24 protein-coding genes are annotated in these 26745 nt (G+C 36.2%); 11 read left to right on the plus strand and 13 right to left on the minus strand.

Annotation, left to right across the window (positions count from 1 at the left end; genetic code table 11):
- The first annotated feature begins 3 nt into the window (after positions 1-3).
- Positions 4-573, plus strand: a complete 570-nt coding sequence (locus tag ACY45D_RS05145) for a hypothetical protein (RefSeq protein WP_463108729.1) — start codon at positions 4-6, stop codon at positions 571-573.
- A 199-nt stretch (positions 574-772) separates the two neighbouring features.
- Positions 773-1765: an NAD(P)H-quinone oxidoreductase gene (locus ACY45D_RS05150; protein ID WP_463108730.1), complete on the plus strand. Its 993-nt coding sequence runs from the start codon at positions 773-775 to the stop codon at positions 1763-1765.
- A gap of 134 nt (positions 1766-1899) precedes the next feature.
- Here ACY45D_RS05150 and ACY45D_RS05155 read toward each other — a convergent pair whose 3' ends face one another.
- The gene (locus ACY45D_RS05155) at positions 1900-2910 is read right to left on the minus strand and encodes a zinc-binding alcohol dehydrogenase family protein (protein ID WP_463108731.1); all 1011 of its coding nucleotides are present in this window, start codon (positions 2908-2910) and stop codon (positions 1900-1902) included.
- Between the two features lie 291 nt (positions 2911-3201).
- Here ACY45D_RS05155 and ACY45D_RS05160 point away from each other — a divergent pair, with 291 nt between their 5' ends.
- Positions 3202-3714, plus strand: a complete 513-nt coding sequence (locus ACY45D_RS05160) for a hypothetical protein (protein WP_463108732.1) — start codon at positions 3202-3204, stop codon at positions 3712-3714.
- 129 nt (positions 3715-3843) lie between these two features.
- On the opposite strand, the gene ACY45D_RS05165 is transcribed toward ACY45D_RS05160, so the two are convergent.
- From ACY45D_RS05165 to ACY45D_RS05175, 3 genes are all read right to left on the minus strand, one after another.
- Positions 3844-5187, minus strand: coding sequence for a CitMHS family transporter (locus ACY45D_RS05165; RefSeq protein ID WP_463108733.1), 1344 nt, complete (start codon positions 5185-5187; stop codon positions 3844-3846).
- A gap of 512 nt (positions 5188-5699) precedes the next feature.
- Positions 5700-7022 carry a polyamine export protein PaeA gene (gene paeA, locus ACY45D_RS05170; RefSeq protein WP_463108734.1) on the minus strand — a complete coding sequence of 441 codons (1323 nt, stop codon included), beginning with the start codon at positions 7020-7022 and terminating at the stop codon, positions 5700-5702.
- Between the two features lie 145 nt (positions 7023-7167).
- Positions 7168-8157, minus strand: coding sequence for a LysR family transcriptional regulator (locus ACY45D_RS05175; protein ID WP_089604397.1), 990 nt, complete (start codon positions 8155-8157; stop codon positions 7168-7170).
- 634 nt (positions 8158-8791) lie between these two features.
- On the opposite strand from ACY45D_RS05175, the gene ACY45D_RS05180 reads away from it, so the two are divergent.
- Positions 8792-10396 carry an isocitrate lyase gene (locus tag ACY45D_RS05180; protein WP_463108735.1) on the plus strand — a complete coding sequence of 535 codons (1605 nt, stop codon included), beginning with the start codon at positions 8792-8794 and terminating at the stop codon, positions 10394-10396.
- 128 nt (positions 10397-10524) lie between these two features.
- Here the strand turns inward: ACY45D_RS05180 and ACY45D_RS05185 are convergent, their stop codons facing one another.
- Entirely contained in the window at positions 10525-11013 is a 489-nt protein-coding gene (locus ACY45D_RS05185; protein ID WP_463108736.1) for a copper resistance protein NlpE, read from the minus strand.
- 489 nt (positions 11014-11502) lie between these two features.
- On the opposite strand from ACY45D_RS05185, the gene ACY45D_RS05190 reads away from it, so the two are divergent.
- On the plus strand, positions 11503-12096 hold the full coding sequence (locus tag ACY45D_RS05190) for a 1-acyl-sn-glycerol-3-phosphate acyltransferase (protein WP_463108737.1): 594 nt from the start codon (positions 11503-11505) through the stop codon (positions 12094-12096).
- 199 nt (positions 12097-12295) lie between these two features.
- On the opposite strand, the gene ACY45D_RS05195 is transcribed toward ACY45D_RS05190, so the two are convergent.
- Entirely contained in the window at positions 12296-12640 is a 345-nt protein-coding gene (locus ACY45D_RS05195; protein ID WP_463108738.1) for a hypothetical protein, read from the minus strand.
- A gap of 452 nt (positions 12641-13092) precedes the next feature.
- On the opposite strand from ACY45D_RS05195, the gene ACY45D_RS05200 reads away from it, so the two are divergent.
- Together ACY45D_RS05200 and ACY45D_RS05205 are read left to right on the plus strand one after the other, a co-directional pair.
- The gene (locus ACY45D_RS05200; protein ID WP_463108739.1) at positions 13093-13407 is read left to right on the plus strand and encodes a type II toxin-antitoxin system Phd/YefM family antitoxin; all 315 of its coding nucleotides are present in this window, start codon (positions 13093-13095) and stop codon (positions 13405-13407) included.
- Positions 13404-13706: a type II toxin-antitoxin system RelE/ParE family toxin gene (locus ACY45D_RS05205; protein ID WP_463108740.1), complete on the plus strand. Its 303-nt coding sequence runs from the start codon at positions 13404-13406 to the stop codon at positions 13704-13706. The genes ACY45D_RS05200 and ACY45D_RS05205 overlap by 4 nt, the downstream gene beginning before the upstream one ends.
- A 225-nt stretch (positions 13707-13931) precedes the next feature.
- On the opposite strand, the gene ACY45D_RS05210 is transcribed toward ACY45D_RS05205, so the two are convergent.
- The 5 genes from ACY45D_RS05210 to ACY45D_RS05230 all read right to left on the minus strand — a co-directional run bounded on the left by ACY45D_RS05210 (position 13932) and on the right by ACY45D_RS05230 (position 18943).
- A complete protein-coding gene (locus ACY45D_RS05210; RefSeq protein WP_463108741.1) occupies positions 13932-14192 on the minus strand; it encodes a hypothetical protein in 261 nt (86 codons plus the stop codon).
- 217 nt (positions 14193-14409) lie between these two features.
- A complete protein-coding gene (locus ACY45D_RS05215; RefSeq protein WP_463108742.1) occupies positions 14410-15456 on the minus strand; it encodes a hypothetical protein in 1047 nt (348 codons plus the stop codon).
- A 5-nt stretch (positions 15457-15461) separates the two neighbouring features.
- The gene (locus ACY45D_RS05220; protein ID WP_463108743.1) at positions 15462-17087 is read right to left on the minus strand and encodes an NAD+ synthase; all 1626 of its coding nucleotides are present in this window, start codon (positions 17085-17087) and stop codon (positions 15462-15464) included.
- A 387-nt stretch (positions 17088-17474) separates the two neighbouring features.
- Complete coding sequence (locus ACY45D_RS05225) at positions 17475-17975, minus strand: hypothetical protein (protein ID WP_463108744.1); 501 nt, start codon at positions 17973-17975, stop codon at positions 17475-17477.
- Between the two features lie 170 nt (positions 17976-18145).
- Positions 18146-18943 (minus strand): alpha/beta fold hydrolase, encoded by a 798-nt coding sequence (locus ACY45D_RS05230; RefSeq protein ID WP_463109432.1) that lies wholly within the window; start codon positions 18941-18943, stop codon positions 18146-18148.
- A gap of 389 nt (positions 18944-19332) precedes the next feature.
- On the opposite strand from ACY45D_RS05230, the gene ACY45D_RS05235 reads away from it, so the two are divergent.
- Genes ACY45D_RS05235 through ACY45D_RS05245 form a run of 3 tightly spaced genes read left to right on the plus strand, consistent with a single transcriptional unit; the run spans position 19333 to position 23023 of the window.
- On the plus strand, positions 19333-20289 hold the full coding sequence (locus ACY45D_RS05235; protein WP_463108745.1) for a metal-dependent hydrolase: 957 nt from the start codon (positions 19333-19335) through the stop codon (positions 20287-20289).
- A gap of 47 nt (positions 20290-20336) precedes the next feature.
- A complete protein-coding gene (locus ACY45D_RS05240; protein ID WP_463108746.1) occupies positions 20337-21182 on the plus strand; it encodes an SDR family NAD(P)-dependent oxidoreductase in 846 nt (281 codons plus the stop codon).
- Between the two features lie 17 nt (positions 21183-21199).
- Positions 21200-23023, plus strand: coding sequence for a flavin-containing monooxygenase (locus ACY45D_RS05245; protein WP_463108747.1), 1824 nt, complete (start codon positions 21200-21202; stop codon positions 23021-23023).
- A gap of 68 nt (positions 23024-23091) precedes the next feature.
- Here ACY45D_RS05245 and ACY45D_RS05250 read toward each other — a convergent pair whose 3' ends face one another.
- Positions 23092-23691 carry a DUF2306 domain-containing protein gene (locus ACY45D_RS05250; protein WP_463108748.1) on the minus strand — a complete coding sequence of 200 codons (600 nt, stop codon included), beginning with the start codon at positions 23689-23691 and terminating at the stop codon, positions 23092-23094.
- Between the two features lie 399 nt (positions 23692-24090).
- Between ACY45D_RS05250 and ACY45D_RS05255 the strand changes: the two genes are divergently transcribed.
- Positions 24091-24759, plus strand: a complete 669-nt coding sequence (locus ACY45D_RS05255; protein WP_463108749.1) for a YARHG domain-containing protein — start codon at positions 24091-24093, stop codon at positions 24757-24759.
- 68 nt (positions 24760-24827) lie between these two features.
- On the opposite strand, the gene ACY45D_RS05260 is transcribed toward ACY45D_RS05255, so the two are convergent.
- The gene (locus ACY45D_RS05260; RefSeq protein WP_463108750.1) at positions 24828-26630 is read right to left on the minus strand and encodes an aminopeptidase P family protein; all 1803 of its coding nucleotides are present in this window, start codon (positions 26628-26630) and stop codon (positions 24828-24830) included.
- Positions 26631-26745: the final 115 nt, after the last annotated feature.

The following is a 26745-nucleotide window of genomic DNA, read 5'->3' on the forward strand; positions in this document are numbered from 1 at the left end:
CTTTTGGATACTAGTTGTTTTATTGACATAATTGTAAAAGCACTCACTTATTTTGGTGGGTGCTTTGCTTTATATGTCTTTCTTCAAAGAGTACATAATCAAACACAACAACGAGCCTTAAAAGCGATCACTGATGAAATAATCAAAGTTAATGATTTTACAATTGAGTTTATTGTCAAATATGAGATTTTAATAGATAGCGATTTTGATGTTAAACAAGCATCAGAGTTAATGATCTTAAAAGCAAAAATTAACGCGCATCTAAATTATATTACTGATTATATTAATTTCTTTCCTTATAATGGTCCTGTCAAATATTTATATCAAGAATATATACAAGATAAATATGAAAATAAAGAAAAAATTGTAGCAGAAGACATAGAATTTCAATATCAAGATGTAATAATAAGGGATTCAGTTTTAAGTATCGATATTGACTTTATAGAAAATAATAATTTGAAAAAATTAAATGATGACGTAAGAGTGCTTTCTCAGAATGATATTGACCAGATCATTCATTTAGGCAGTAAATTACAAAATCATTTAGAGGAAAATACTAGAAAGTTTATTTGATAATACGAATTTGCTAAAAGAAATAGGTTATTCAGCTTTAAATCAATTAATCGATAAAGTGGGTTGCATTTAATTCAATCATCGATATTCCGAAAATATTTAAATCTTTCATACATAAGTCCACTATTCTTCAAAACCACAAAGTTTTATGTTTCTATACATAAAACTTGAAAAGTATTGAAAGACTTAGGAGCGAACCATGTCACAAGCAACCATGCAACACGTCATCATTACAGAACCCGGTGGCGTAGACAAACTCGCTTATGAAACGGTTGCAATCCCGCAAGCAAAAGCGGATGAAGTCTTGGTAAAAGTACATGCATTTGGTATTAACCGTCCTGATATTTTACAACGCCAAGGCCTATACCCAATGCCTAAAGGCGTGACCCCAGTACCAGGCTTAGAAGTTGCAGGAATCGTGGAAGCCGTTGGTGCAGATGTCACCCAGTTTAAAGTCGGTGATAAAGTTTGTGGTTTAACCAATGGCGGTGGTTATGCAGAATACTGTATTGTTCCACAAAGTCAGACATTAACGATCCCTGAAGGTGTGAGCTTTGTACAAGCTGCAGCTATTCCTGAAACATTCTTCACTGTTTGGGCAAATGTATTCCAAATGGCGAAAGCAAAAGCAGGTGAAACGCTATTGGTGCATGGTGGTGCAAGTGGTATCGGTACAACGGTACTGATGCTATGTAAAGCATTTGGAATCAAGACCTTTGCAACTGTGGGTTCAGATGAAAAGGTACTAGCCATCGCAGATCTAACCGATGCGATTAACTATAGAACTCAAGATTTTGAACAGGCGATCCAAGAAAAAACCAATAATGAAGGTGTCGATATCATTCTCGATATGGTCGGCGCGCCATATTTAGAAAAGAACTTAAGCTTACTGCGCCGTGATGGACGTTTGGTTTATATCGCATTCTTGGCAGGTGCAAAAGCCAAAGAGATTTCACTCGGTCAAATTATGATGAAGCGATTGACGATCACGGGTTCGACCATGCGTGCAAGAACGACGACGGAAAAAGCTGAAATTACGCAGGGCATACAACAACAAGTTGCTCCACTTTGGGCAAAAGGTGAATGTTTGCCGATGATCTATAAAACCTTTAAATTTAATCAAATCCAAGATGCGCATGCGATCATGGATACAGGTGAACATATTGGTAAAGTTGTGGTTGAAGTGATTTAAATACTATTTGTATTTGGTTGATATGACTACGAATAAACGCCTCTTTGTATTGAAATGAGGCGTTTATTTTTAGCTTAAAAACTATAGATAAAAGCTACAGATTAAAACCATAAGTTAAAATCCTAAACTCAAATCTAAAACCCTTCTAATACAATTTTGCCAATACTCTTCCCACTCTCGATAAGGGTGTGTGCTTTCACAATATTTTCAGCATTAATTACACCTAAATTCTCAGACAATGTGGTTTTAATTTTGCCTTGTTCGACCAATTCAGCAAGGTGATTTAAAATCTGTCTTTGGCGTGGCATATCATGCGTTTGGAATGTAGAACGAGTAAACATTGATTCCCAATGAATTGCCACAGACTTGATTTTAAAAGGGTTGATCACGAAATTGTCGGGATCATCAATTAAACCAAAATGACCTTGTGGCGCAATTAAACTAGCGATCGACTGGGTATAACCTGCCGTACCTGTAATTGAAAAAATATAATCAGGTAAGCCAATATTCAAATCAAGCACTTGTTGTTCTAAAGGTTGGTGATGATCAACGATATAATCCGCACCAATGGATTGTAGCCATGCTTTCGACTCAGGACGTGAAGCAGTTGCAATGACTTTGAGATTGGTCAATGTTTTTAAAAGTTGTACCGCAATTGAACCGACGCCACCCGCAGCACCAATCACTAAAATAGCCGCATTTAAATCTGTAGATTCTTGTACTTTTAGACGATCAAATAACATTTCCCATGCCGTAATTGAGGTTAAAGGCAGGGCAGCCGCTTCAGCATTGGTAAGTGTTTTAGGCTTGTGTCCAACGATTCTTTCATCGACCAATTGAAACTCTGCATAAGAACCACTGCATTGATTCGAGCCTGCATAAAAGACTTCGTCGCCGACTTTATAGTGTTGAACTTGTTCACCTACCGCTCGAACGATACCTACTGCATCATGCCCTAAAATTTTCCACGCTTCATTTTCACTTGAAGTGCGTTGGCGCATTTTAATATCGACGGGATTGACTGAAATGGCTTTCACTTCAACCAACAGATCATGTCCAGTTGCAGTCGGTTTTTCTATTTCAATATTTGAAAAAACATGAGGCTGTGAAATAGGCAAAGGTTTTTTGTAGGCAACTGCTTTCATTCGATTTCTCCATTTTATCGTCTGATCAATCAATAGCAAAATTCGAATGACTTAGAAAGTACAGAATTGTGTATCTCTATGTTCTATCAATAAACAGAGCGTTATAAATAGATAAGACTTTATAAACAAATCCAGTGAAATACCAAAGTCAAATTCTAAAATAATCGTCATAAATAAAAACAACATAGATCAATCATTCTATCTGGATCAAGACGGATGAAGATTATCTCTGATTTAATTTTAAAATTATGCGAAAATACTCATTCTATTGATCTCTATTTTAGGACTCCCATGACCGACTCTTCTGCATCATTAAGTGATATTGAAATTTTAGACATTCTCCAATCGATGAAATCGGATGAATTGAATGTTGAAGCAAAAAAAATCATTCGTGATGGTGGAAAAGCAGGGCGTCAAGAAGCACATAAACAAGCTTTGGTTGCACTGAACGATAGTTTTGAAGAGAAGTTTGTTGAAGCTGTGACTTTGGCTTTAGATTTAAATGAAGCTCAAGCCAAAAAAATTCGTTATAAGAAAGACCGTATCCGAATTCTAAAAGCACGTGGTATCGATTATCTAGCGATTGATGGTGCAGAAACTGCGCAAGTATTGTCACAGGTTGCGCAAGCGATTATTCGTGAAGATGCCACAGTAACACATGATTTACACAACATTTTTCCTTTTTGGAAGGAAGGTTGGCCAATGGTGCAGTTCGACAGTGCTTATAAAACGTTAGAAGAAGATATTTCAATTCATTATCAAGCTGTACTTGATCAATTGATTCATTTGTATGGTGGGAACTAAATTTTAAGCCATAACTTGAATGAGGAAAAATACTTCTAATCCTCAGTTTATTTTGGACAAGTTACAGCATCAAAAAAAGCACCATTCAAGGGTGCTTTTTACATATTATGGATTCATTTATCAAAGATATTATGAACCGAGTGTTGAATACAGTGGGAAAATACCAAAAATCAAAGCAGTTACTAACATTACTAAACACGTAATGATCGCCCACTTAATTGCGAATTTTTGATGTTGTCCAAATTCAATACCTGCCAATCCACACAATAAATAAGTCGATGGAACGAGAGGTGAAAGTAAGTGTACAGGTTGTCCTACGATTGAAGCACGCGCCATTTCAACTGGTGTAATACCATAATGACTTGCTGCCTCAGAAAGAATAGGCAGAACACCATAGTAGAAAGCATCATTCGACATAAAGAAGGTCAAAGGCATACTCACAATGGCTGTAATGGGTGCTAAGTAAGGCCCCATGCTTTCAGGAATAATTGCAACCAATTCCTTAGACATTGCATCGACCATACCTGTCCCAGATAGGATACCCGTGAAAATACCTGCTGCAAAAATGATACCCACAACGTTTAATGCACTACCTGCATGGTTCGCAACCAAGCTTTTTTGCATATCGACATCTTTATAGTTCACAACCAGTGCAATACACAGTGCGACCATAAATAGAATTGACATAGGTAATACGCCTTTTACAAGACAAACCATTAACGCCACTGTTAATAAAGCATTGAACCATCTTAAATTTGCACGGTTTGCTTCAGGATTGGTTGAAATCTGAATATTATCACCATGGCTAATATCGAGTTCAACGATACCTAAACGCTTACGTTCCATGCGTCCGTACATATAGCCGAGGAAATATAACCAAATGATTGCAAAAACCATGGGTAAAATCATCGGGATGAATACATCACTTGGGTCTACATGCAATGCACTGGCTGCGCGTGCAGTCGGGCCACCCCAAGGCGTTAGGTTCATAATTCCACTTGCGAGCATCATTAGACATGCCATGATTAATGGACTCATGCCTAGACGTTTGTAGAGTGGAAGCATTGCAGCCACACAGATCATATAGGTGGTTGAACCATCACCATCGAGTGAAACAATGAGGGTTAGTGTGATTGTGCCAATCACGACTTTGAGAGGATCACCTTTAACCAGTTTTAGGATAAATTTGACAGAAGGGTCGAATAAACCCGTATCAATCATGATGGCAAAGTAAAGAATTGCAAAGAGTAGCATAACGCCAGTTGGTGCAAGTTTTTTCACACCTTCGAGCATCATTTCGCCGAGTTCTTTGATTTCAATATGCGCTAAACTATCGACGTAAAAACTTAAACCGTAAGCAATGAGAGCAAATAAAATAGGGATAAGCGTTAAAGCAGCAAGAGCAGTCATTCGTCTGGACATAATCAAGTACATAAAGCACAAGATCATGCCTAAACCTAATACGGTTAACATGATTCAATCCTTGAGTAAGGCTTTAACTTTTGAAAGCCTTTGATGTTTTGGTACTGTGGGTATTGATAGATGCTAAAGATTTATGAGAAGAATTAAAATATATAAAAAAAAATATTGAAATGATCATTATTTTTTTAATAAATAGTATTTAATAAACAATGGTTTATAATTTATTAAAATTTTGTTTCCAAAATGGTGCATATTTTTAAACTATTGTTTTTAATAGATTTTATTTAAATGAATTTTGATTTATAAATTTTAGATATTTTTCATATTTCTAAAATTTATATATAAATGATGTGAATAGTAGAGATTTACTACTTGGTGAAAGCCTTGTGTCGTATACTTTATGGCAGATTGGTGCCGAAAATAGGCTACTTATAAAAAAGTGATGAAATATAGTTTTGCATGTTTTTTGTACTATTTTTTTAGGGAAAATAAAAAACCAAACAATATTTCTTGTTTGGTTCTATATTAAATCACTGATTTAAGAGTAAAACTCAAGTGAAATGTTAAGGCTCATCAGTGGATTCTAGTTCAGGTCTTTCAAGTAGACGTGTAACCAAAAGTTGGTCAATCTTAAAATGATCGACATCGACCACTTCAAACTTATAACCACCAAAAAGTACTGTATCCGCAGGTTTTGGAATTTTACGTAACTGATACATCATAAAACCAGCAAGGGTTTCATAACTTTCTTCATCAGGCATTTCGTCAATGGCTAAGGCGTGTTTCATGTCTTCAATTGGCGTACTACCTTCAATTAACCATGAGTTATTATCACGCTTAATAATTTGCTGTTCTTCTTCAATTGGTGTGACCCAATCTCCCATAACGGTGATCATGATATCTGAAAGGGTAATCACACCTACGACCAACGCGTACTCATTGATTACCACTGCAAATTTTTCTTTGGTTGAACGAAAGCGATCTAATAGTTCAGACAGGGTTAACGTATCTGGAATCGTGAGAACAGTACGAATGGTGTTTTCATTTAACTGAAGTAAAGATTGGTTATTGAGAATACGCACGAGGATATCTTTAGCATCGATATAGCCAATCACATCGTCAATATTTTCACTACACACTAAAAACTTTGAATACGGGTATTCGGCTAATTTTTGACGAATACTGGCTTCGGATTCCTTCAAAGTAAAATACACCACGTTTTCACGGGTCGTCATACTTGAGGGAACATTACGCTCTTCGAGTTCAAATACATTTTCAATAAAATGGTGTTCTTGCTTTTGTAATACACCAGCTTGTGCACCTGCATCCATCACCGCAGAGATATCGTCAAATGTGATGTTGTCTTCACGTGTCGTATTGACTTTAAATAAGCGGAATAACAAATTCGCAATCGCATTGATAAACCATGCTAAAGGCTTACATATCACAATAAAAATTTGAATTGGCTCAATGACAGATACAGCGATTTTTTCAGGTGCAATCATTGCCAAACGTTTAGGCATTAAATCTGCAAAAAGAATAAACAACGATGTGACTAAGGTAAATGAAAGCACAAAGCTAATGGTTTCAGCCCAATCACCGACATAGAAACGAGAAACAAATTCAAAGAAATAGGGGCGAAATGCGCCTTCACCTAAAATACCACCAAGAATGGCGACAGCATTTAAGCCAATTTGAGAGGCAGCAAAAAAGTCAGCTGAATTTTGCTGCAAATCTAAAACTTTTTGAGCACGTTCATCGCCTGATTCTGCAAGGATTTTGAGTTTAACTTTACGCGCACCAGCAAGTGCGATTTCAGTTAAAGATAAAAAACCTGCTCCTGCAATGAGTATTGCGATGATTACGATATTCTGGAAGAGGCTCACGAATCCACCTGTGGATCATCATTATTATGAAATGTTAACAACCCCTTCTAAGTTAACACATAAAAGGGTGGGTAGCGAGTCACTTGCTCACTACCGACTTAAGATGAGTATAGTCTTGAAATAATAAGAATTTAAGAAAATTCTATTAATATTGAGAAAAATGTGAATTATTTTGCATAAATTCACGATTTTCTTCTTCAATCATTTGACGTGCAACATAAAGGATGAGCTGTCTTAACCAGCGATGTGCAGGGTGATGATGAAGTAAAGGACACCATGCCATTTTTAATTCAAATTCAGGAATATAAAAAGGTGGGTCTTTAATCAATAAGTTTTGACTTTTGGCTTGTAAACGAGCAATACGTGTCGGTAAAGTCGCAATCAAGTCTACATTGGATGCCAATAACGCAGGCATTTGATAGTGACGTGTAAATACAGAAATTTTACGCTTTTGCCCGATACGCTCTAAAGCTTGATCAATCCAACCTAAACCCGCTTGCTTTTCAGGATTAACACCAAAGCCGACACCCATACCTGTTTTAGATACCCAAATATGTTGTGCATCTAAATAACTTTTTAGATTCAAATTGGTTGCAGCAGGGTGTTTGTTGTTCAATAAACATGAAAAACTATCACGCCACACTAAAACCTGATGAAAACTTTGCGGAATTTCATTAAAACGGTTAATCGCCAAATCAACTTTGCCTTGTTCCATATCTCGATAAGACACGTCACTCGGGGTTAAAAAGTCCAGAACCACATTCGGTGCTTCAGAACGTAATGCTTTGACTAAACGTGGAACCAACGTTGCTTCTGCATAATCAGAAGTCATGATGCGGAACACACGATTTGATGTATAAGGTCGAAACTCTGTACGAGGCTCTAAAATCATCGATAAATCAGAAAGCGCATCACGAATACGAGGTTGTAATTCTAATGCACGTTCTGTTGGAGTCATACCTTCAGATGAGCGAATTAAAAGTGGATCATTAAATAAATTACGTAGACGACGTAAAATATTACTCATTGCAGGCTGGGTAACACCTAACTGTTCAGCTGCACGAGTTACATTTTTTTCACGTAGAAGAACATCAAGATAAATTAGAAGGTTAAGGTCGACCCGCTCCAGATTCATAAAATAAATACCGAAAATAAAATTCTGAAATCGTTTTGGATTATGCCATAAGGAAATGGTCTTGTGTGAAAAGCAGATGAAAAAAACATCATCTTATTTGCATCATTGAATATTCATTTAAAACTCAAACAGAACACAGGACAGCATCAAATAAATAAGAAGGCGAATACTCAATCTCAAGCAAGATATTTGATTGTGATTTGAAGTGAAACCTATAAAAGTAGGTGGAGACTTTGTATTTTCGAATGGTTTAAAAATAGGTTGTTGTTTGAATCATCACCATATTATCGCTAAAAAATAGTCAATCAAGTGATTTTGTTACATGTTCAGACTTAAGTCTAATGAATATAAAAACAATGAAATGTTCTATTTTTAGACATATTGTGAAAATTAGGAAATATATAAAAGTAATATTAAACAGTTGTTTATGATTTTTTAATGTGATTATAATACGGTTTTGATCTATATATTTTTTAAATAAATACTGAAAATTAACTGAGAATATTGGATTAATTGATGTAGTCAAACTAAGCTTAGCCCATAACAACGAAGTGTTCTAAGTCTGAACAATCAAATACCGAGTGGATTTGGCCCTTCGATTGATGAAATCCTAATATTATTACAGGAAAATATCATGAGTACATATCAAACAGCGATTGATGCAATCCGCGAATTAAAAGCAAAATTCGGTAGCACTTGGCGCGATATTAGCCCAGAAGATGCTGCACGTATGCAAATGCAAAACCAATTCAAAACTGGTTTAGATATTGCTAAATATACAGCTGCGATTATGCGTCGTGATATGGCTGCTTATGATGCTGATTCTAGCAAATATACTCAATCATTAGGTTGCTGGCACGGTTTTATTGCACAACAAAAAATGATTGCGAACAAAAAATACTTCGGTACGACTGAACGTCGCTATATCTACCTTTCAGGTTGGATGGTTGCTGCACTTCGTTCAGAATTTGGTCCTCTTCCTGACCAATCTATGCACGAAAAAACTTCAGTACCTGCATTGATCGAAGAAATCTACACTTTCTTACGTCAAGCTGATGCAAAAGAATTAAACGATTTATTCCGTGCGCTTAAAAAAGCAAACGAAGCTGGTGATACTGCTAAAGCTGCTGAAATCACTGCTCAAATCGACGGTTTCCAAACTCACGTTGTGCCAATTATTGCTGACATCGACGCTGGTTTCGGTAACGAAGAAGCGACTTACTTACTTGCTCGTAAAATGATCGAAGCTGGTGCTTGTGCGCTTCAAATTGAAAACCAAGTATCTGATGCTAAACAATGTGGTCACCAAGCTGGTAAAGTAACAGTTCCACATGAAGACTTCATCGCTAAAATCCATGCATTACGTTATGCATTCTTAGAAATGGGTCTTGATGACGGTATCATCGTTGCGCGTACTGACTCTGAAGGCGCTGACTTGACTCAAAAAATCCCAGTGGTTAAAGAGCCAGGTGACATCGCTTCTCAATACATCAGCTACTTAGATACAACTGAAATTGACATTGCTGATGCTCAAGAAGATGAAATCTTGATCAAACGTAATGGTAAATTACACCGCCCTAAGCGTTTAGCTTCTGGCTTATACCAGTTCCGTGCTGACACTCAAATTGACCGTGTTGTACTTGACTGCGTATCTAGCTTACAAAACGGTGCAGACCTTCTTTGGATCGAAACTGCAACGCCAAACGTTGAAGAAATCGCTCACATGGTTAACCGTGTTAAAGAAACAGTTCCAAATGCGAAGCTTGTTTATAACAACAGCCCATCATTCAACTGGACTTTAAACTTCCGTCAACAAGCTTACGACCGTTGGGTTGCTGAAGGTAAAGACGTTTCTGCTTACGACCGTGCTAAATTAATGAGCGCTGAGTACGATGCTTCTGAATTAGCTGCTGACGCTGATGCTAAGATCCGTACTTTCCAAGCAGATGCTTCTCGTGAAGCGGGTGTGTTCCATCACTTGATCACACTTCCAACTTACCACACTGCTGCTCTTTCTACTCATGAGCTTGCACAAGGTTACTTCGGTTCTGAAGGTATGTTGGCTTATGTTGCTGGCGTACAACGTAAAGAAATCCGCGGTGGTATCGCATGTGTTAAACACCAAGCAATGGCTGGTTCTGACATCGGTGATGATCACAAAGAAATCTTCTCTGGTGACAACGCTCTTAAAGCGCACGATGATGCTAAAAACACAATGAACCAATTCTCAGCTCACTAAGCTCTGAATTGATTCAAAGAAACCCTGCGCAAGCAGGGTTTTTTATTACTTATGAAATTATCTGATCAAAATTGATTTTCAATGAAACAGATTTGAAGTTTAAAACCAAAAATAAAATTGACCTCGGTCTATTTTAATTCTTTGTGCAATTCATAGTGATCTGCGAGTGGGCCATCGATTTTTGCTCCTGTTTCAAACTCACGAGCTTCAATAAAGTTTTCACCTACAAAGAATTTACGATTCTCTGCATTTTGATCTAAGGTGATCATTGAGCCTGATGTATCAAAACTGAAAGTACCTTGAGATTTAAATTCTTTACCATCACCTTTATCTTGATATTGTTCTGTCAGTTCATAAGTATGATCTTGTTTCAGTTCTAACTTGGTTTGGATGCCTGAACAGTCTGCACATGGTAATAAACCGATATATTCACCAGTCCAATCTAAACTGTTTTGTGCATTATGCTCAGAATCTATAGTCGGACTAGCAGCCTCATAGTTTGCAGCAGCGAGAGTTTGAGGCGTCGTTTGGATATCTTCAACTGCATTATGTGTTGGTTTTGCACAAGCTGTAAGGAGTAAAGTCACAATAGACAAAGTCGTAATCGTCTTCTTCATTATGTTCACCAGTATGACTGATTTTAAAATCGTTAAGGAGAATAGAAGTTTATCGTGAACCTCGCTGATAAAGTGCATGATTTGAGTAACATAAGCTTCTAGTCTATGCATACATCTCACATAAACTGTGAAGCCATCTGGGATTCAGAGTGTTGATAAACTCAAGAGAAACGGTTTTCAATACAAAAACGCATCAGAAATAGTTGTATGATGTTTTGATTGATAATTCCAATCTTACACATTTTGTTTAAAAAGATACTTGAGTAATATTGATAATATTGTAGATAAAAGCATCAGATTTTATTATTTCTGATCTAGAATAATTGGCATGTGAAAATTCATGTATTTTACTGATAAATATTCCTTTAATTCACCTAAAATTCTCTTATGCATTTGTATATTAATCGCTGTTTTTTTCATCAATAAAGACTTTTTTATTCAACGTGCATTGGTACAATTCGCAGCAAATTTTCTCTGTTGGTGTGTATTGTGTTCGAAAAGTTAGCTGAACAAAGTTTAGGTTTAATGGGGTGGGAAATTGACAATCATTGGGATTTAACCATAGACCAATGTGTCATGATTGCTGCACCACATACAAGTAATTGGGATGCACTTTATGCGCGATTGGCGTTAAAAGCTTTGGGTGTTAATGTTCGGATCACGATCAAAGACAGTTATATGAAATTACCTTTAGGTCCTTTTGTACGTGCAATGGGTGGAATTGGTATCGATCGTCGTCCGAAGCAAGACGGCGAAGCACGACCAAGCATGGTGCAGTTGATGAGCGATTTATTTAAAACGCATCCAAAATTGGTCATGTTAGTGACACCAGAGGGTACACGTTCTAAACAAGAAAATTGGAAAACGGGTTTCTACCATGTTGCAATGAGCGCAGGTGTTCCAATTGCATTGGCTTATATGGACTATGCCAAGAAAAAAACAGGTATTGGCAAAATTGTTTATCCGACAGGGGATTATGAAAAGGATATGGCTGAAATCATGGATTTCTATGCACAAATTAATCCAAAGCATCCTGAGTTATTTAGTGTAGATACACGTTTTCATAAAACCAATGGAAGTTGAATATATATTGAGAAACATACCTTGATTATTTTTTAAATCTAATTTGAACAATATAATGAATAAGCATCAATATTTTAATATGGATCAGTACTCAATATGTACTGATCCTTTTTTTATTGATTAAGAAAGAAAATTTTTAAATTTTAGTAATATAACTATTTTATTGAAATAGCCTAAGCTATTGAAATAGACTGGTAATTTAGTGCAAAGGATTTGTTTCTGACTGAGCTTGCTGTACACCACCTAAGGATTCACAAGCTGATTTATACACATCGTATTGTTGTTGTACAACCTCATTTAAAGGAATTTTAAACAATTCATCACCTGATTTATAACTTTCTATATAAGAGGTTGCTTTCTCCTTACTCACAGCAAGCGAATGCTCGTGATAACTGGTCATGCTGCTATGGCTTAGCTGAGTTGTTTCAATATTATTGCATTTGAATTGCGTTAGTAGTTTTTCAGCAGTTTTAATTTCGTTTGATGTGCCAATAACACATCCAGTTAAAACAAAGATAACACTGAGTAAAATCGAGGTTTTCATCACGAAAAGTTATAATAAATAGGTCGCAAAATTTTATACTTATTTTATAGTTATAAATAGATTTATTTCATAATCATATTTAACATCAAGAAGCTATTTGTTTAATATTTAAGCAATTAAAATGGTTTGCTTTAATGTTGTCTTGTTCATGCAATCGCTAATATTTAGATGAAAATAGTTGTTGTTAATAAAAAGTATCCCAATGCAAACAATAGGCTGAGTCCGATTCTTTTAAATTGTACTTCAGAGATTTTTAAAAGAGTTGTGTATCTAACATCATAGGGATGTAACCACAATAACTTACAGCAAAGCGAACCTTTTTACACTAAATTGAGCACTCATCCGTATTTATAGTAGTACGTATATTTTTTATTAAAAAAATATTGATTGATCAAATTCTATTAAATAATCATAATAGCTAAAGTAGCTACTTTTTAAAATGGAAATAACCAATGCAAGTCATCACCGCAAAAGAAGCCAAATTACGTTTTGGTGAGTTGTTGGATACTATGCAGCGTGAACCTGTTCTCGTGACGAAAAACAATCGGCCAGTTGGTGTTTTTGTATCTTTAAATGATGTTAAAGGTACTCATCTTGAAAGCCTTTTTGATAGAAATGATCAAGAGGAATTTGAGGAATGGGAAGATGAGAAAATTATGCAAGCCCTTCACTCAATTGAAACTCATCCTGAGAGTTTAACACCTGCAAAAGTTGTACATGCTCGTGCTATGCAGAAAGCTCGTGAGATATTGGCTAAGCATAAATGATTTATCAAATTGCTTATTCAAGTGAAGCTGAGCAAGATTTAATAGACATGTTAGTCTACGGTATTCAAGAATGGGGCGAAACGCAAGCCGAATCGTTTTATTTAGATATTACAAGTAGAATTAATACCTTAACAACAAATCCAAATCGTGTACGTGAAAAATATATTGCAAATGGCAGGAAAATACGGGACTTTATTATGGTAGGCACACCATATCGTGCGCCATTCCTCATTGATCAAGAGAGTAAACAAGTGATTATTTTGCGGGTTTTAAGAACGCAAAAGATTTTTACATATTGATATTTTTCCATAGCTAATTCAGTTGTATTTATAGAAGCTTACAATCAACTATTCATAAATATTTTAATTAAAACAATTAACTACGGGTCATTGGTGAATAAAACTAAGTGATTATTAGATTCAATATTTAAATGTTTATAAGATTTTACTGTTGAGCATTCACAAAAGTACAGTAGGTGTTTAAATAATGAAATTTTTAATTGATTAATCAATAGATCGAGCGATTCAACTTTGTTGTTTATTTAAAAAATTTGTAATAAAGCGCTGCGTATTTTCATCCAAATAAAATGGGGCAATCAATGGTTTGATTAAGTCATCCAATAAACCATGTTGCTCTAAAGCTGCTAAGCTATGTGGGGCAAAGCGTTGAGCTTCGATAAATAAATCATTTTCATTGATACCCACAGAAAGAAGTAATTCCTGTAGGCTATATTCACCGAAATATTCATAATACGCTTCAACGACATTTAAAATGACTTGTTGCATATAATCTGTTTGACGGAGTTGCTTCCATGATTCATAAACTAGGATGAAAAATTCTTCAAAATCAATTGATTGAAATTGTGAGAAAGTTTCTTTAAGCGAACGTTGCTTAATATCAGCCCATAAGTGTGTTGCAATATCAGCAAGATCTTCATTGGGTAATAAGATGATATTGCTGAGTTGCTTACGGATCGCAGAAGCCAGTTATAGATCGAGCGATTCAACTTTGTTGTTTATTTAAAAAATTTGTAATAAAGCGCTGCGTATTTTCATCTAAATAAAATGGGGCAATCAACGGTTTGATTAAGTCATCCAATAAACCATGTTGCTCTAAAGCTGCTAAGCTATGTGGGGCAAAGCGTTGAGCTTCGATAAATAAATCATTTTCATTGATACCCACAGAAAGAAGTAATTCCTGTAGGCTATATTCACCGAAATATTCATAATACGCTTCAACGACATTTAAAATGACTTGTTGCATATAATCTGTTTGACGGAGTTGCTTCCATGACTCATAAACTAGGATGAAAAATTCTTCAAAATCAATTGACTGAAATTGTGAGAAAGTTTCTTTAAGCGAACGTTGCTTAATATCAGCCCATAAATGTGTTGCAATATCAGCAAGATCTTCATTGGGTAATAAGATGATATTGCTGAGTTGCTTACGGATCGCAGAAGCCAGTTGTTGTTCTAACTTGAGCTCAATATTTTGTTGTTGATCTTGAATGAAACTTAAAACTTTTGAGCCAAAACGGTCTTGTTTAATGGTGTATTGGCGTAGTTGATTTAACCAGGGGGTATTGCTTTCTACAATCTGATTGGCAAGTTGTAGACTGACTTGTTGTATTTGTGGATTATGTTGTAGATTTTCCTGAATATAATCTCTAAATTGCTGTAGTTCTAAAATTTTAGATAACCACAAATCAAAAGAATCATCGGAAAGTAAATCTTTAAAAACGGTGTCACTATTAACTGCATAATGATGAGTTTTCTGGGCTGCAAAACCAATAAACTCAAGGATCTCTGCGCCTAAATTTAATTCAAAAGCATATTTTTGAACAACGTCTTGTAATTGTTCAAGTTGAATCATGTTCTTTAACTGGATTTGATCCGCATGTTGATAAACTTGAGCAACAAAATTCTGTAAATACTTGGAATTATTTTCATCTAATAATTGTTTTTTAATGAAGCTAACTTGCTCAAGCAGCAAGGCTTGAGCAAGTTCTTGAGCGATGCTCGAATGGGGGGATGAGTGATTTAAATCCACTAGATTTATATACCTGCTTTCCAGCCATTTACAATTGGGTAGCGGCGTTCACGGCTAAATGCGCGTGAGCTAATGCGTGGACCAATTGAACCTTGGCGGCGTTTATATTCATTGCGATCAACTAAACGAATGACTTTTTCAACCACTTCACGCTCAAAACCTTTGGCAATGATGTCTTCTTGACTTTGATCTTCTTCAATATAAGCATAAAGAATTGCATCAAGTACATCATAAGCAGGTAAAGAGTCTTGGTCTTTTTGATCTGGGCGAAGTTCTGCTGAAGGTGGGCGAGTAATTACACGTTCAGGAATTACAGGTGTTTCAGCAATGCTATTACGATATTTTGCCAATTCAAAAACAATGGTTTTATAGACATCTTTTAATACCGCAAAACCACCGATCATGTCACCATAAAGTGTGCAGTAACCCACTGAAAGTTCAGATTTATTACCTGTAGCAAGGACTAAATTTCCAAACTTATTTGACAAGCCCATAAGTAATGTACCGCGAGCACGTGCTTGAAGATTTTCTTCAGTTGTATCCGCAGGGGCGTTGCCAAAGAATGGATAAAGTGTTTGCATGAAGCTATTCACGATTGGATGAATCTCAGCAATACCAAAGGTTACGCCCATACGCTTCGCTTGTTCAGTTGCATCTTCTACACTGATTTGTGACGTATAGGTATAAGGCATCATCACTGCTTGAACTTTATCTGCACCAATTGCATCTACTGCAATCGCAAGTGTTAATGCTGAATCGATACCACCAGATAAACCCAAAATTACACCTGGGAAGCCTGAACGCTGTACATAATCACGGGTTGCTAAAACTAAAGATTGATAAATCTCAGCCATGGTGTCTAAAGCAGGTGCTGACTCTAAGACTTTGTATGCTTTTTCTTCAGCTTGATAATCGACAACATACAAGTCTTCTTTAAAGCTTGGTGCTTGGAATGCAACATCACCTGAATTATTGATCACAAAGCTTGTGCCATCAAAAATCAAGTCATCTTGACCACCGACTTGGTTTGCATAAACCACATGCACATTCAATTGTTTTGCTAATTCTTTTAAAGTGGTAATACGGTGTTGCGGTTTACCTACTTCATAAGGTGATGCATTGAGTACCAATACACTTTCAACATTGAGTTGAGCGAGCTGTTGTACAGTGGTGAGTGACCAAACGTCTTCACAAATTAATACACCAAACTTATGTCCTAAGTATTCAAATACAAGATGTTGATGACCTTCATTAAAATAACGTTTTTCATCAAAAACACTGTAGTTTGGCAGGTTCTGTTTGTTATAAACCCCAAGCACTTGTCCGTCTTTCATAACGGCTGCTGAGTTATAACGATGACCATCTTCAGCAAGGTTTACAAAACCAAAGACCATAACGATATCTTTAACAGTCGCAAGTTGTTCAAAAGCGCGTACAGTACGTTTTGCTAAACTTGGACGTAGAAGTAAATCTTCAGCAGGGTAGCCTAAAGTAGAAAGTTCAGGGAAAACAATAATTTCAGCGTTTTGCTTTTTGGCTTGATTGGCCTGTTCAATCATCTTTTGAACATTAGATTCAATATCACCAACAAATGGAGAGAATTGCGCAAGTGCAACTTTAAAACTTTTCATTTAAACCAAATCCTATTCCAATAGGGTAATTACATGCATTTAGTTGATTTTTAAAAATATAGTTATTCAACATGTGCATATATAGACACAAAAAATTGCCAAATGGCGAAACTATAAAATCATCATCAATGATTAAAAAATCTTTATTTTCTTGCAATGCAAAAATTTCAGATATTGGGTATTTTAACTAAAAAAAAGGGAGAAGCTAGTCATTCCTTAAGTTTATTCAAAACACCGATATTGACAGCACGAATGTAGTGCATTTTTTCAACAGAAACCAGTTATTTTTCAATTATTTTGATGCAATGTAATGGAATAGAAACAACAGGTTTTCAATTTGTGATTCACTTCACGTTTATTTTTAATGTGTCCAATAGACAGTAAGCTTTACTTTGAATTTGGGTGATTCAATATAATATTTTCTATACGATTTAAATAAATATCCCGTGCAATATCACCTTGTTGCTCGATGTTGTAATCAAAATACGGTTTACCTTTGATTAGGGTATAGCGATAAGGATTGTATTTTCCAGCACTCAAATACAAGGCTGTTTGTAAAATAGCGCCTTTCAGTAGTACATTTTCATGGCGTTGATGTTGATAAATATGCGCCATTTCATGAATAAAAACAGCTTGATAGTTTGTGCTTAGGCAAGAAAAATCTTCACAATAATCAGCATCTTTTAAGTGAATATAACCATTTGGTGCCATGAAGATCCCAACAGGTTGCCACGGCAGATAAGGATGGTTTAAGACTTTAACTTTTGCATAATCAATTAAATCACCAAACACGGTTTGACTGATTTGAATTTCGCCATCCGTCAATCCACGTACTTTAAATTGATCCAATTTAAATATACGGATGAAGAATGGAAGCAAATTCAACATGAAATTAGACCATTTAAACATTTAAAACATAGATATAGGATCATTCTATTTATCTTTAAATATTGTGTTGAAGAGGGATTTTATCAAAGCTAAGTGATCAACTTGCTATTGCCGAGATAGGAGTTGTTGTAAACAGTCTAATCAAAAATCAAGTGCAATGGTAGTTAGATTCAAGCGACCATTTGTTGCTCTAAAAATGCTTGGATCATGCTTAAAACCAGTGCGGGTTGCTCTTTATGAGGCATGTGGTGCGCACCTGAAATAATGTTCATTTGAGTTGAACCTGAGCTGTAATCGATAAACCGCTGTGGTTGTGCCAATGATCCATATTCGTCTAATTCACCATGAATCACGAGTAAAGGGCAGTGCACTTGTTTTAAATAATCATCCAATTGCCATGTTCTAAATTCATCAGACAGCCATGTTTCTGTCCATGCATCTAAAACCCATTGCGCTTTTTCAGCATGATATTTTTTCAGTCGATCAAATTGTTGTAATTCTTGAAACATGATTTTTGCTTCACGGATGCCTGAAAGCGTCAGTTCTTCAACCATTGTTTGAGCTGACATGGTGATCAATGCTTTGCATTGTGGAGCATAGTGCGCAGCACAACAGGTTGCCATACCGCCACCTACACTGTGACCCATTACAATAAAATCTTGAATCGCAAGTTGTTTTAAAACTGCTGCAAAAGCTGAACTTGCTTCTTTCGCAACAAAATCAATATCCAATTTTTGGGGATTTGCAGAAGATTGTCCAAAGCCTACACGATCATAGGCAATCACTTGACGCTGGGTTATTTCAGCAAGCTGTTTGGGGAAGTCTCGCCAAAGTTCTACAGAACCTAGGGAATCATGCAGCAGAATAATTGGTGTAGCAGTTTGCAATTGCTCAGGTGTCCATGTTTTGACATAGAGCTGTAAATCTGGCTGAGACTGAAGGCTTACCCATAATTCTGCAATTTTCATCATTGACCGTATGTACCGTTAAATATGATTGAAGGTCAACATAGCCAATATTCAAATCACTTTTCAAGCGAACTGAATTGAATAAATTGTTCGTATGCGTCATTTCTTCATATGGCGCAATTTTTAATCGCTCAAATGCCAAAATTATCCTCTTGGGTCATTCCTTATCAGTAGGGGCAATCTGCAAGAATAATTGTCAGACAGTTCAGTGAAATAGTCATAAATTGCAAACCGATTGACCTTAAATGCTAATCGTTATTGTCACAGCATGCCTTAATTTCTTTATATCACAGTAGTTTTTTTACTCAAAAGGCGATCCAGATTCTGAATTTGATGTTGCGTTTTATTCAGAAAAAAGATTTCCCATAAACGAATAAAGAGTATTTATCATGCGACTCACCAAGCCATTAAAAAAAGCAGCTGCCAAATTCTTTGCTGCTGCACCGTTCAGTTTGGAAAAACAATCTCCAGTCATTCCTATTCGTCATATGAAGTTTGATTTTGATCCAGCAAAATTAGATCACAAATTTTATTTGGATGCGGAATTGGCCAGTGCCTACTTTGCCTCATTGTCGATTTTTTTGACCCGTGGTGAAGATCTTGTGATTGATACAGCACGTTATCATCGTGATTTCATTACAGATCCATTATTAAAACAGCGTGTAACTTCATTGATCGGTCAAGAAGCGATTCATTCAAAAATGCATGAAGAATTGAATGATGCCTTTATTGAAAAAGATTTGCCTGTGAAATTATTTCGAGTGTGGGCCGGTTGGGCATTTGACTATGGATTTAACCGCTTGCCACAACCTATGAAATTGTCCTTGATGGCGGGTATTGAACATTTCACCGCAGTATTGGCTGAATACATGATGAATCACGAAGAGGTATTCTTCCGTTCACAAGATGAAAAGCAACGTGCAATTTGGATGTGGCATATGCTTGAAGAGTCAGAACATAAGGATATAGCCTTTGATGTTTTCCAGTCATTGTCGAATAGTTATGCATTGCGTATCGCTGGATTTTTCCCTGCATTGATCACGATTTTAGTGTTGATTTCTATCGCATCATTATTGGTTCCGTTTTATCGCAATCCTAAAAACATGATTAGTTTACGTTATTGGAAAGAGATGCCACATAGCTTTCAGCTTATTTTTGGCTTAAAAGATGGTGTTTATGGCAGCAGTTTAAAGCATATTTTTGATTATTTACGCCCTGATTTTCATCCTAATGATCACGATACAACAGCATTTTTAGAATATTACAAAGAGAAATTACTGCATCCTGAAACGGGTTTACTTACCCCATATTTAACCAAGGAATTTACACCTGCTTTACGTGTGTAAAACTGATCAATTAAGCCTACAAAATTAATCATAAATGGATTTAAATCATGGGAATTTTTTCTAAAAAACGTAAACCTAGCCAAAATACTTATGCTGTTGTCACAGGTGCGGGAAGTGGTATAGGGCGCAGTTTTGCTATGGAATTGGCAAAACGTGGTGGGACAGTGGTTTGCGCAGACATTAACTTAGATGCGGCACAAGAAACGGTCAATCTAATTACTTCACAAACTCAGCGCAAAGCATTTGCAGTGCAATGCGATGTTGGAATAAAAGAGCAAGTGCAAGCTTTGGCTGAAAATGCTGAAAAGTTGATGGATCATCCAGTAACTTTGCTGATCAATAATGCGGGCGTGGGTTTAGGTGGAAAATTTGATGAGGTTTCATTAGACGATTGGCAATGGTGTATGCATGTTAATTTGTGGGGCGTGATTCACGGTTGCCACTATTTTGTGCCTAAGTTTAAGCAGCAAGGTTATGGTGCCATCATTAATGTTGCATCGGCAGCAGGCTATACCGCTGCGCCTGAAATGACGGCTTATAACGTGACGAAGTCTAGTGTGTTGGCACTTTCAGAAACGCTATCTGCTGAATTACGTCAAGATCAGATTCGTGTCAATGTCCTGTGTCCAACCTTAGTGCCTACAAATATTATGAAAAATGGACGTTTACCTCAGCATTATGCAGGTCTTGCTGATGATTTACTGATGAATCATGCATTTATCACCAGTGATAAAGTGGCGATTAAAACGCTGAATTCTTTAGATGCAGACAAGCTATATACCATTCCGCAACCTGACGCAAAGCTATTTTGGATGATGAAGCGTGCTTCACCATCGTTATATGCAAAAGTGTTGGGGATTGGTTATCCGTTATTTAATAAGTACGTAAAATAAGAGTTGAGTAGAACGATATGAATACACAAGCAACTTTAGACACTTTGTTGGACGGCGACAGTACGACTGAAAAAAAGTCGAAGCAATCAACAATTCAAACAACAGTTGAAGAAATTAAACAAGTCACTCAACCTGAAAGTGTAGAAATTCAAAACTTTGAAGTAAAAAAAGCCGAAGCAAAAAGCATTGAAGTAAAAAAAGTCGAAGCACAAAATGATGAAGCTAAAAGCGTTAAATCAAGTGTAGCAAAAGCAGAGATCAAAGTTGAACCTCAAACTGAATCTGCACAGAAAACAAAACGCCAAACAACGAGAAGGGCTAAAAGCACAACTCAAACTACTGCTAAAACGGCCAATAAAAAAGCATCGGGAACGCAAGCAGATATTCCTGTGCATACCTATGACAGCATTGTGATTGGTGCGGGTATTTCTGGAATTGCAGCAGCGTATAAAATGCAGCAAGCGGGTTATCAGGATTATATCGTACTCGAAAAAGCCAGTCGTGTAGGTGGTACTTGGCGTGATAATAATTATCCAGGTTGTGGTTGCGATGTACCTTCAGCATTGTATTCATTCTCATTTTCGCCAAGTCATAAATGGAGTCATTTATTTGCGAAGCAGCCTGAGATTCTCAGTTATTTAGAAGAAGTGGTTGAGAAATATGATTTGGGTGAAAAAATTGAATTTAACAATGAATTAATTGGTGCGAAGTGGGATGAAGCAAAACATATTTGGAATTTAGAAACCTCTAAAGGGCAATATCAAGCGAAAACGGTACTGTTTACCACAGGTCCGATCACTGAACCATCTATGCCAAAATTAAAAGGAATCGAAACCTTTAAAGGGGAAATGTTCCACTCAGCACGTTGGAATCATGAGTATGATTTGACCAATAAGCGTGTTGCGGTGATTGGTACAGGTGCATCGGCGATTCAATTTATTCCACAAGTCCAACCGCAAGTTAAACAATTACATGTATTTCAACGGACTGCACCGTGGGTATTGCCGAAGGCAGATATGCCGTTGAATGATAGAGCTAAGCAGATTGTGGCTAAATTTCCAATCATTCAACAAACTTGGAGAAATAGTATTGCTCAGATTTTAAATGGCATTAATTTTGGTTTACGCCATCCTAAAGTGCTTGAACCGATCAGCTTTCTCAGTAAACAGTTGTTGAAATTGCAAATTGATGATGATCAATTACGTAAGAATGTTACTCCAAACTTTGCCATTGGTTGTAAGCGTTTATTGTTCGCCAATAATTATTATCCAGCACTACAGCAAGACAATGTGAATTTAATTCCACATGGTCTCGTTGAAATTGATGGAAATACGTTGATTGCGGCAAATGGAGAACGACATGAGGTTGATGTCATCATTTGGGGAACAGGATTTGAAGTTTCGCATCCACCTATTGGTAAGCGAGTTTATGACACAATGGGTCAAACGCTTGCTGAGCGTTGGAAAGGTAGTTCTCCTGAAGCATATCTAGGTGCAAGTATTGAAAAAGTTCCCAATGCATTCCTTGTTTTAGGGCCAAATATTCTTGTTTATGATTCATTTATTGGGATTGCAGAAGCCCAGATTGACTATATTGTGGATGGTTTACTGAAAATGCGTGATTTGAAATTCACTCGTTTTGAAATCAAAAAGGAAGTGATTCGTAAACACAATATCAAAGTGCAAAAGCAGCTACAAAGTACTGTATTTAATGTGGGCGGTTGTAAGTCTTATTATTTGGATGAAAATGGTCGCAATTTTGCAGCGTGGCCGTGGTCGTTGAAGCAATTGAAGAGCCAGCTCAAAGCACTCGATTTGAAACATTACGATACAGCGTCCTAATCTAGGACAATCAGTTATTCTCTAAAACACTCTCCTTTTTAAAGGAGAGTTGCAGAGGATTGATAACCCTAGCTTGCTGCTATTATTCTTTTGCGTTTTTGATGAAGTTTAAAAATAATCAATTCTGCAATCAATAAATTAACCACCCATCCTAACCATGATTCAAGTTGGTAAATGTGAATAGGGCTAAGCCAGTCAAAATAAGGTTGTAATTCATATAAAATCATTTTCCATGAACGTAAACTAAGTGCAGATAAACTCAGTGCAAAACTACGAATCATCCAATCACGATGTAATAACCATTGCTTTTTTAATGCTGCGCGTAGGGCAAATACAGTGCTAAATCCCCACAAAACACTCAGTAAAATAAAACTGACTTGGGTGACGGCTCCACCTGCAGCGGAAAGCGCTAATATAAAACCGCTGGGTAATGCAAAAACCAAAATCGTGATGATGTAAAGCCAACCACTGAGCCGATGAATGCGTGGATAACAATTTCTAAATAATTGAAAAAATTGAGTAAATCCTGCTATTAATGCAAAGCTACTGGTGATCACATGAACTTTAAAAGCAAATTGCCATGGTTGAGTATTCACAACATCTTGTTTGAGTAATAAAAAGTTTTGTTCCGTATTCCATGGAAAATAAGCAATGCAAATTTTCACCATAAGAAAACACAGATATGTATAAAACATAAAAATAACAATATTAAATGTGATGTATTGATACGACATTTTTGTTTTATTCATCTGCGACCAAGTTTAAATTTTTATAGGAAAATTATAAAGAAAGTGCTTATTAAACCAATTGTTTTATTGTCAGTCTTTTAAAAAACTTTCAAATCAAAGAATATATTTGCACAATACTTGTAAATTCAGGTCAATCAATGAATTACCCTCTAAGAAAGATAAACATGCCATTAAAGCGAAAAGATTGCTACGAATTTAAAACATTCAAAATTTCTGATTGATCAGACGATTGGAAATCTTTACATTTTGATTGATTCATAAAGTTTTTATTTCAATTAAGATTGAACACAATAACGCATCAATAAAATAGGAAAAATAATGAAAAAATTCGCAATGGCTATGCTTGGTATGAGTGCTTTGCTGGTACAGCATGTTTATGCTTTAGAGATACAGCAATTACAAAAGTCTTGGACGGGTAAATACGATGAGCAAAAAATAGGGGTATTCATCCAATCTATCGATCGTAATCAAGTGAAAGGTTACAGTATTCTAGGTAAAAATAAGCAAAATTTTACTGGTAAAGTTCAGACAACTTCACAAGGTTATAAAATTACCGCAATCGAAAATGGCGCAAAGGCGAGTAGTGGCACATTTACTTTTATTGTCAATTCAAAACAACCGAGTGTTTTAGAGTCGAGTTGGGAATCAAGTACAGCCAAAGTTAAACCCAAATACTTCGATTTAAAACCGCAACAATGTCGCTATCAGCGTGATGTAGGTGATTATCCTGCCGGATCGCAACGCTTATTAAAAGATGATGATTTACAAATTCCTGCAGAAGAGCTTGATTGGATGCGTAATGAAATTTACGCACGTCATGGTTATTCATTTGCAAACAAAGAGATTGCTACTAATTTTGCGGATTATGATTGGTATATGCCATGCAGTACCAATGTGGAAAATCAATTGACCCAGATAGAAAAAACCAATATTCAACGCATTAAAAAAGTACGTCCGTATATGGCGAAAATGGAGTGGGGGCGTTAATTGGATTTTGCTGAATATAAAGGACATAAATGTTTAATTTATGTCCTTTGCTATATGAAAATAAAATATTAGATCGGTTGAGTGTTATTGATTAACCACGTTAAAATCTCACCTTTTAGATCAGGGGATAAACGCTCACGGACCATTTGGTGATATTGGTTTAACCACACTTTTTCATCATTGGATAATAAATCTAAAATAATACAAGTTTGGTCAATTGGACAAAGTGTGAGTGTTTCAAATTCGAGGAAATTGCCATAAGTTTGATCTTGAAACACTTTAGGCTGATTCACGACTAGATTTTCAATACGAATGCCGTATTTTCCTTCATGGTATAAACCAGGTTCATTTGAAGTAATCATACCTTTACGCAGTTTTGTATAGATTGTCGCAGGTGAATAATAAGAAATAACTTGTGGGCCTTCATGTACATTCAGTGCATAGCCAACGCCATGACCCGTACCATGTCGGTAATCTAAACCATATTGCCATAAAGTTTTACGGGTAATCGAATCTAATAACGGTGCAGCAATACCTTCAGGGAAAACGGTTTGTGCCAATGCGATATGGCATTTTAAAACAAGGGTATAATCACGTTTTTGCTCAAAGCTTGGCTCGCCAATCGGTACGACACGGGTAATGTCTGTAGTGCCATCTTCATATTGACCACCTGAATCTATCAGCAATAAACCATCACCTTGAATTTCACTAAAGCTTTCTTCTGTTGCACGATAATGCGGAAGTGCACCATTGGCATTAAAGCCTGCAATTGTAGAGAAGCTTAAGCCAATAAAACCGAGTTGCTGCGCGCGAAATGCTGTGATTTTCTCATCAATATCGAGTTCATTGATCGGTTGTTTTGTTTTTAATGCGGTTTCTAACCAATGAAAGAAATGGCACAGTGCAACACCATCTTTTTGCATGGCATTTCGCACATGTGCAATTTCCGATTCATGTTTTTGTGACTTAAATAAAGTACTTGGGTTAATGTCTTGGATCAGTTGATTATGTTGTGTGATTGTTTGTGCATGTAAAATTGAGACTTTTGCAGGGTCAATTAAAACATGTTGATCTTTGAGTTGGATTAAAAAGTGCTGTGTTTGGTTGTATGCCTGTATTTCAATGTGTTCATCATTGAACTGTGCTTTTAGCTCAGTTGGAAGTTTTGCTGCATCAATGAAAAGTACAGTGCGATTTTGATCTATAAATAAATGTGCTAAGAACACTGGATTATATTCAACATCACTTCCTCGACAGTTGAAGATCCATGCAATGTCATCCAATGCTGAAATAAAATGAGCTGATGCATCTTTTTCACGTAATGCTTTACGAATATGTGAAATTTTTTCTAAGCGAGTTTGTGCATTTAAATCGCTACGCATTTGCCAAATAGTTTCTATAGGAAGTGCAGGGCGATCCGTCCAAATTTGGTCAATTAAATCAAGTTGAGTTTCAATGTGAAAATGGTTTTGTGTAGCAACTTGATTGAGTGCATCAAATTGTTGAACTGAAATCGTTTGACCATTCACAGAAATTTTTGCATTTTTTGCCAAGTTTTTTGCCAACCATGCCAAATGGGTTGATGATTCATCAGCTGTTTGTTTCTGCAAAACAAAACCAGTATTGAGTAATTGCTGTTCCGCCTGAACCCAGTAACGTCCGTCGACCCATAAACCAGCAAAGTCTTGGGTAATGATAATTGTGCCTACAGAGCCTGTAAATCCAGTCAGCCACAAACGGACTTTCCAGTAATCTGGTAAGTATTCTGACATATGTGGATCTGCACTCATGGCAACAAATGCATCGATCTGATGTTGTTGCATTTGAGCGCGTAATAATTCAAGTTTTTCGAGCGAATGTTTGCTGTTCATTTTCATTTAACTTCTATAATTTGAATCGATTGAAATTGGTTTTTTAATGCTGTTGTTATTCTATGCATGTTCTTTTGAATTTGTGATGTTTTAATTTAAATTTCTCATAAAAAAA

It is taken from the genome of Acinetobacter sp. BZX-2 (genome assembly GCF_055179795.1).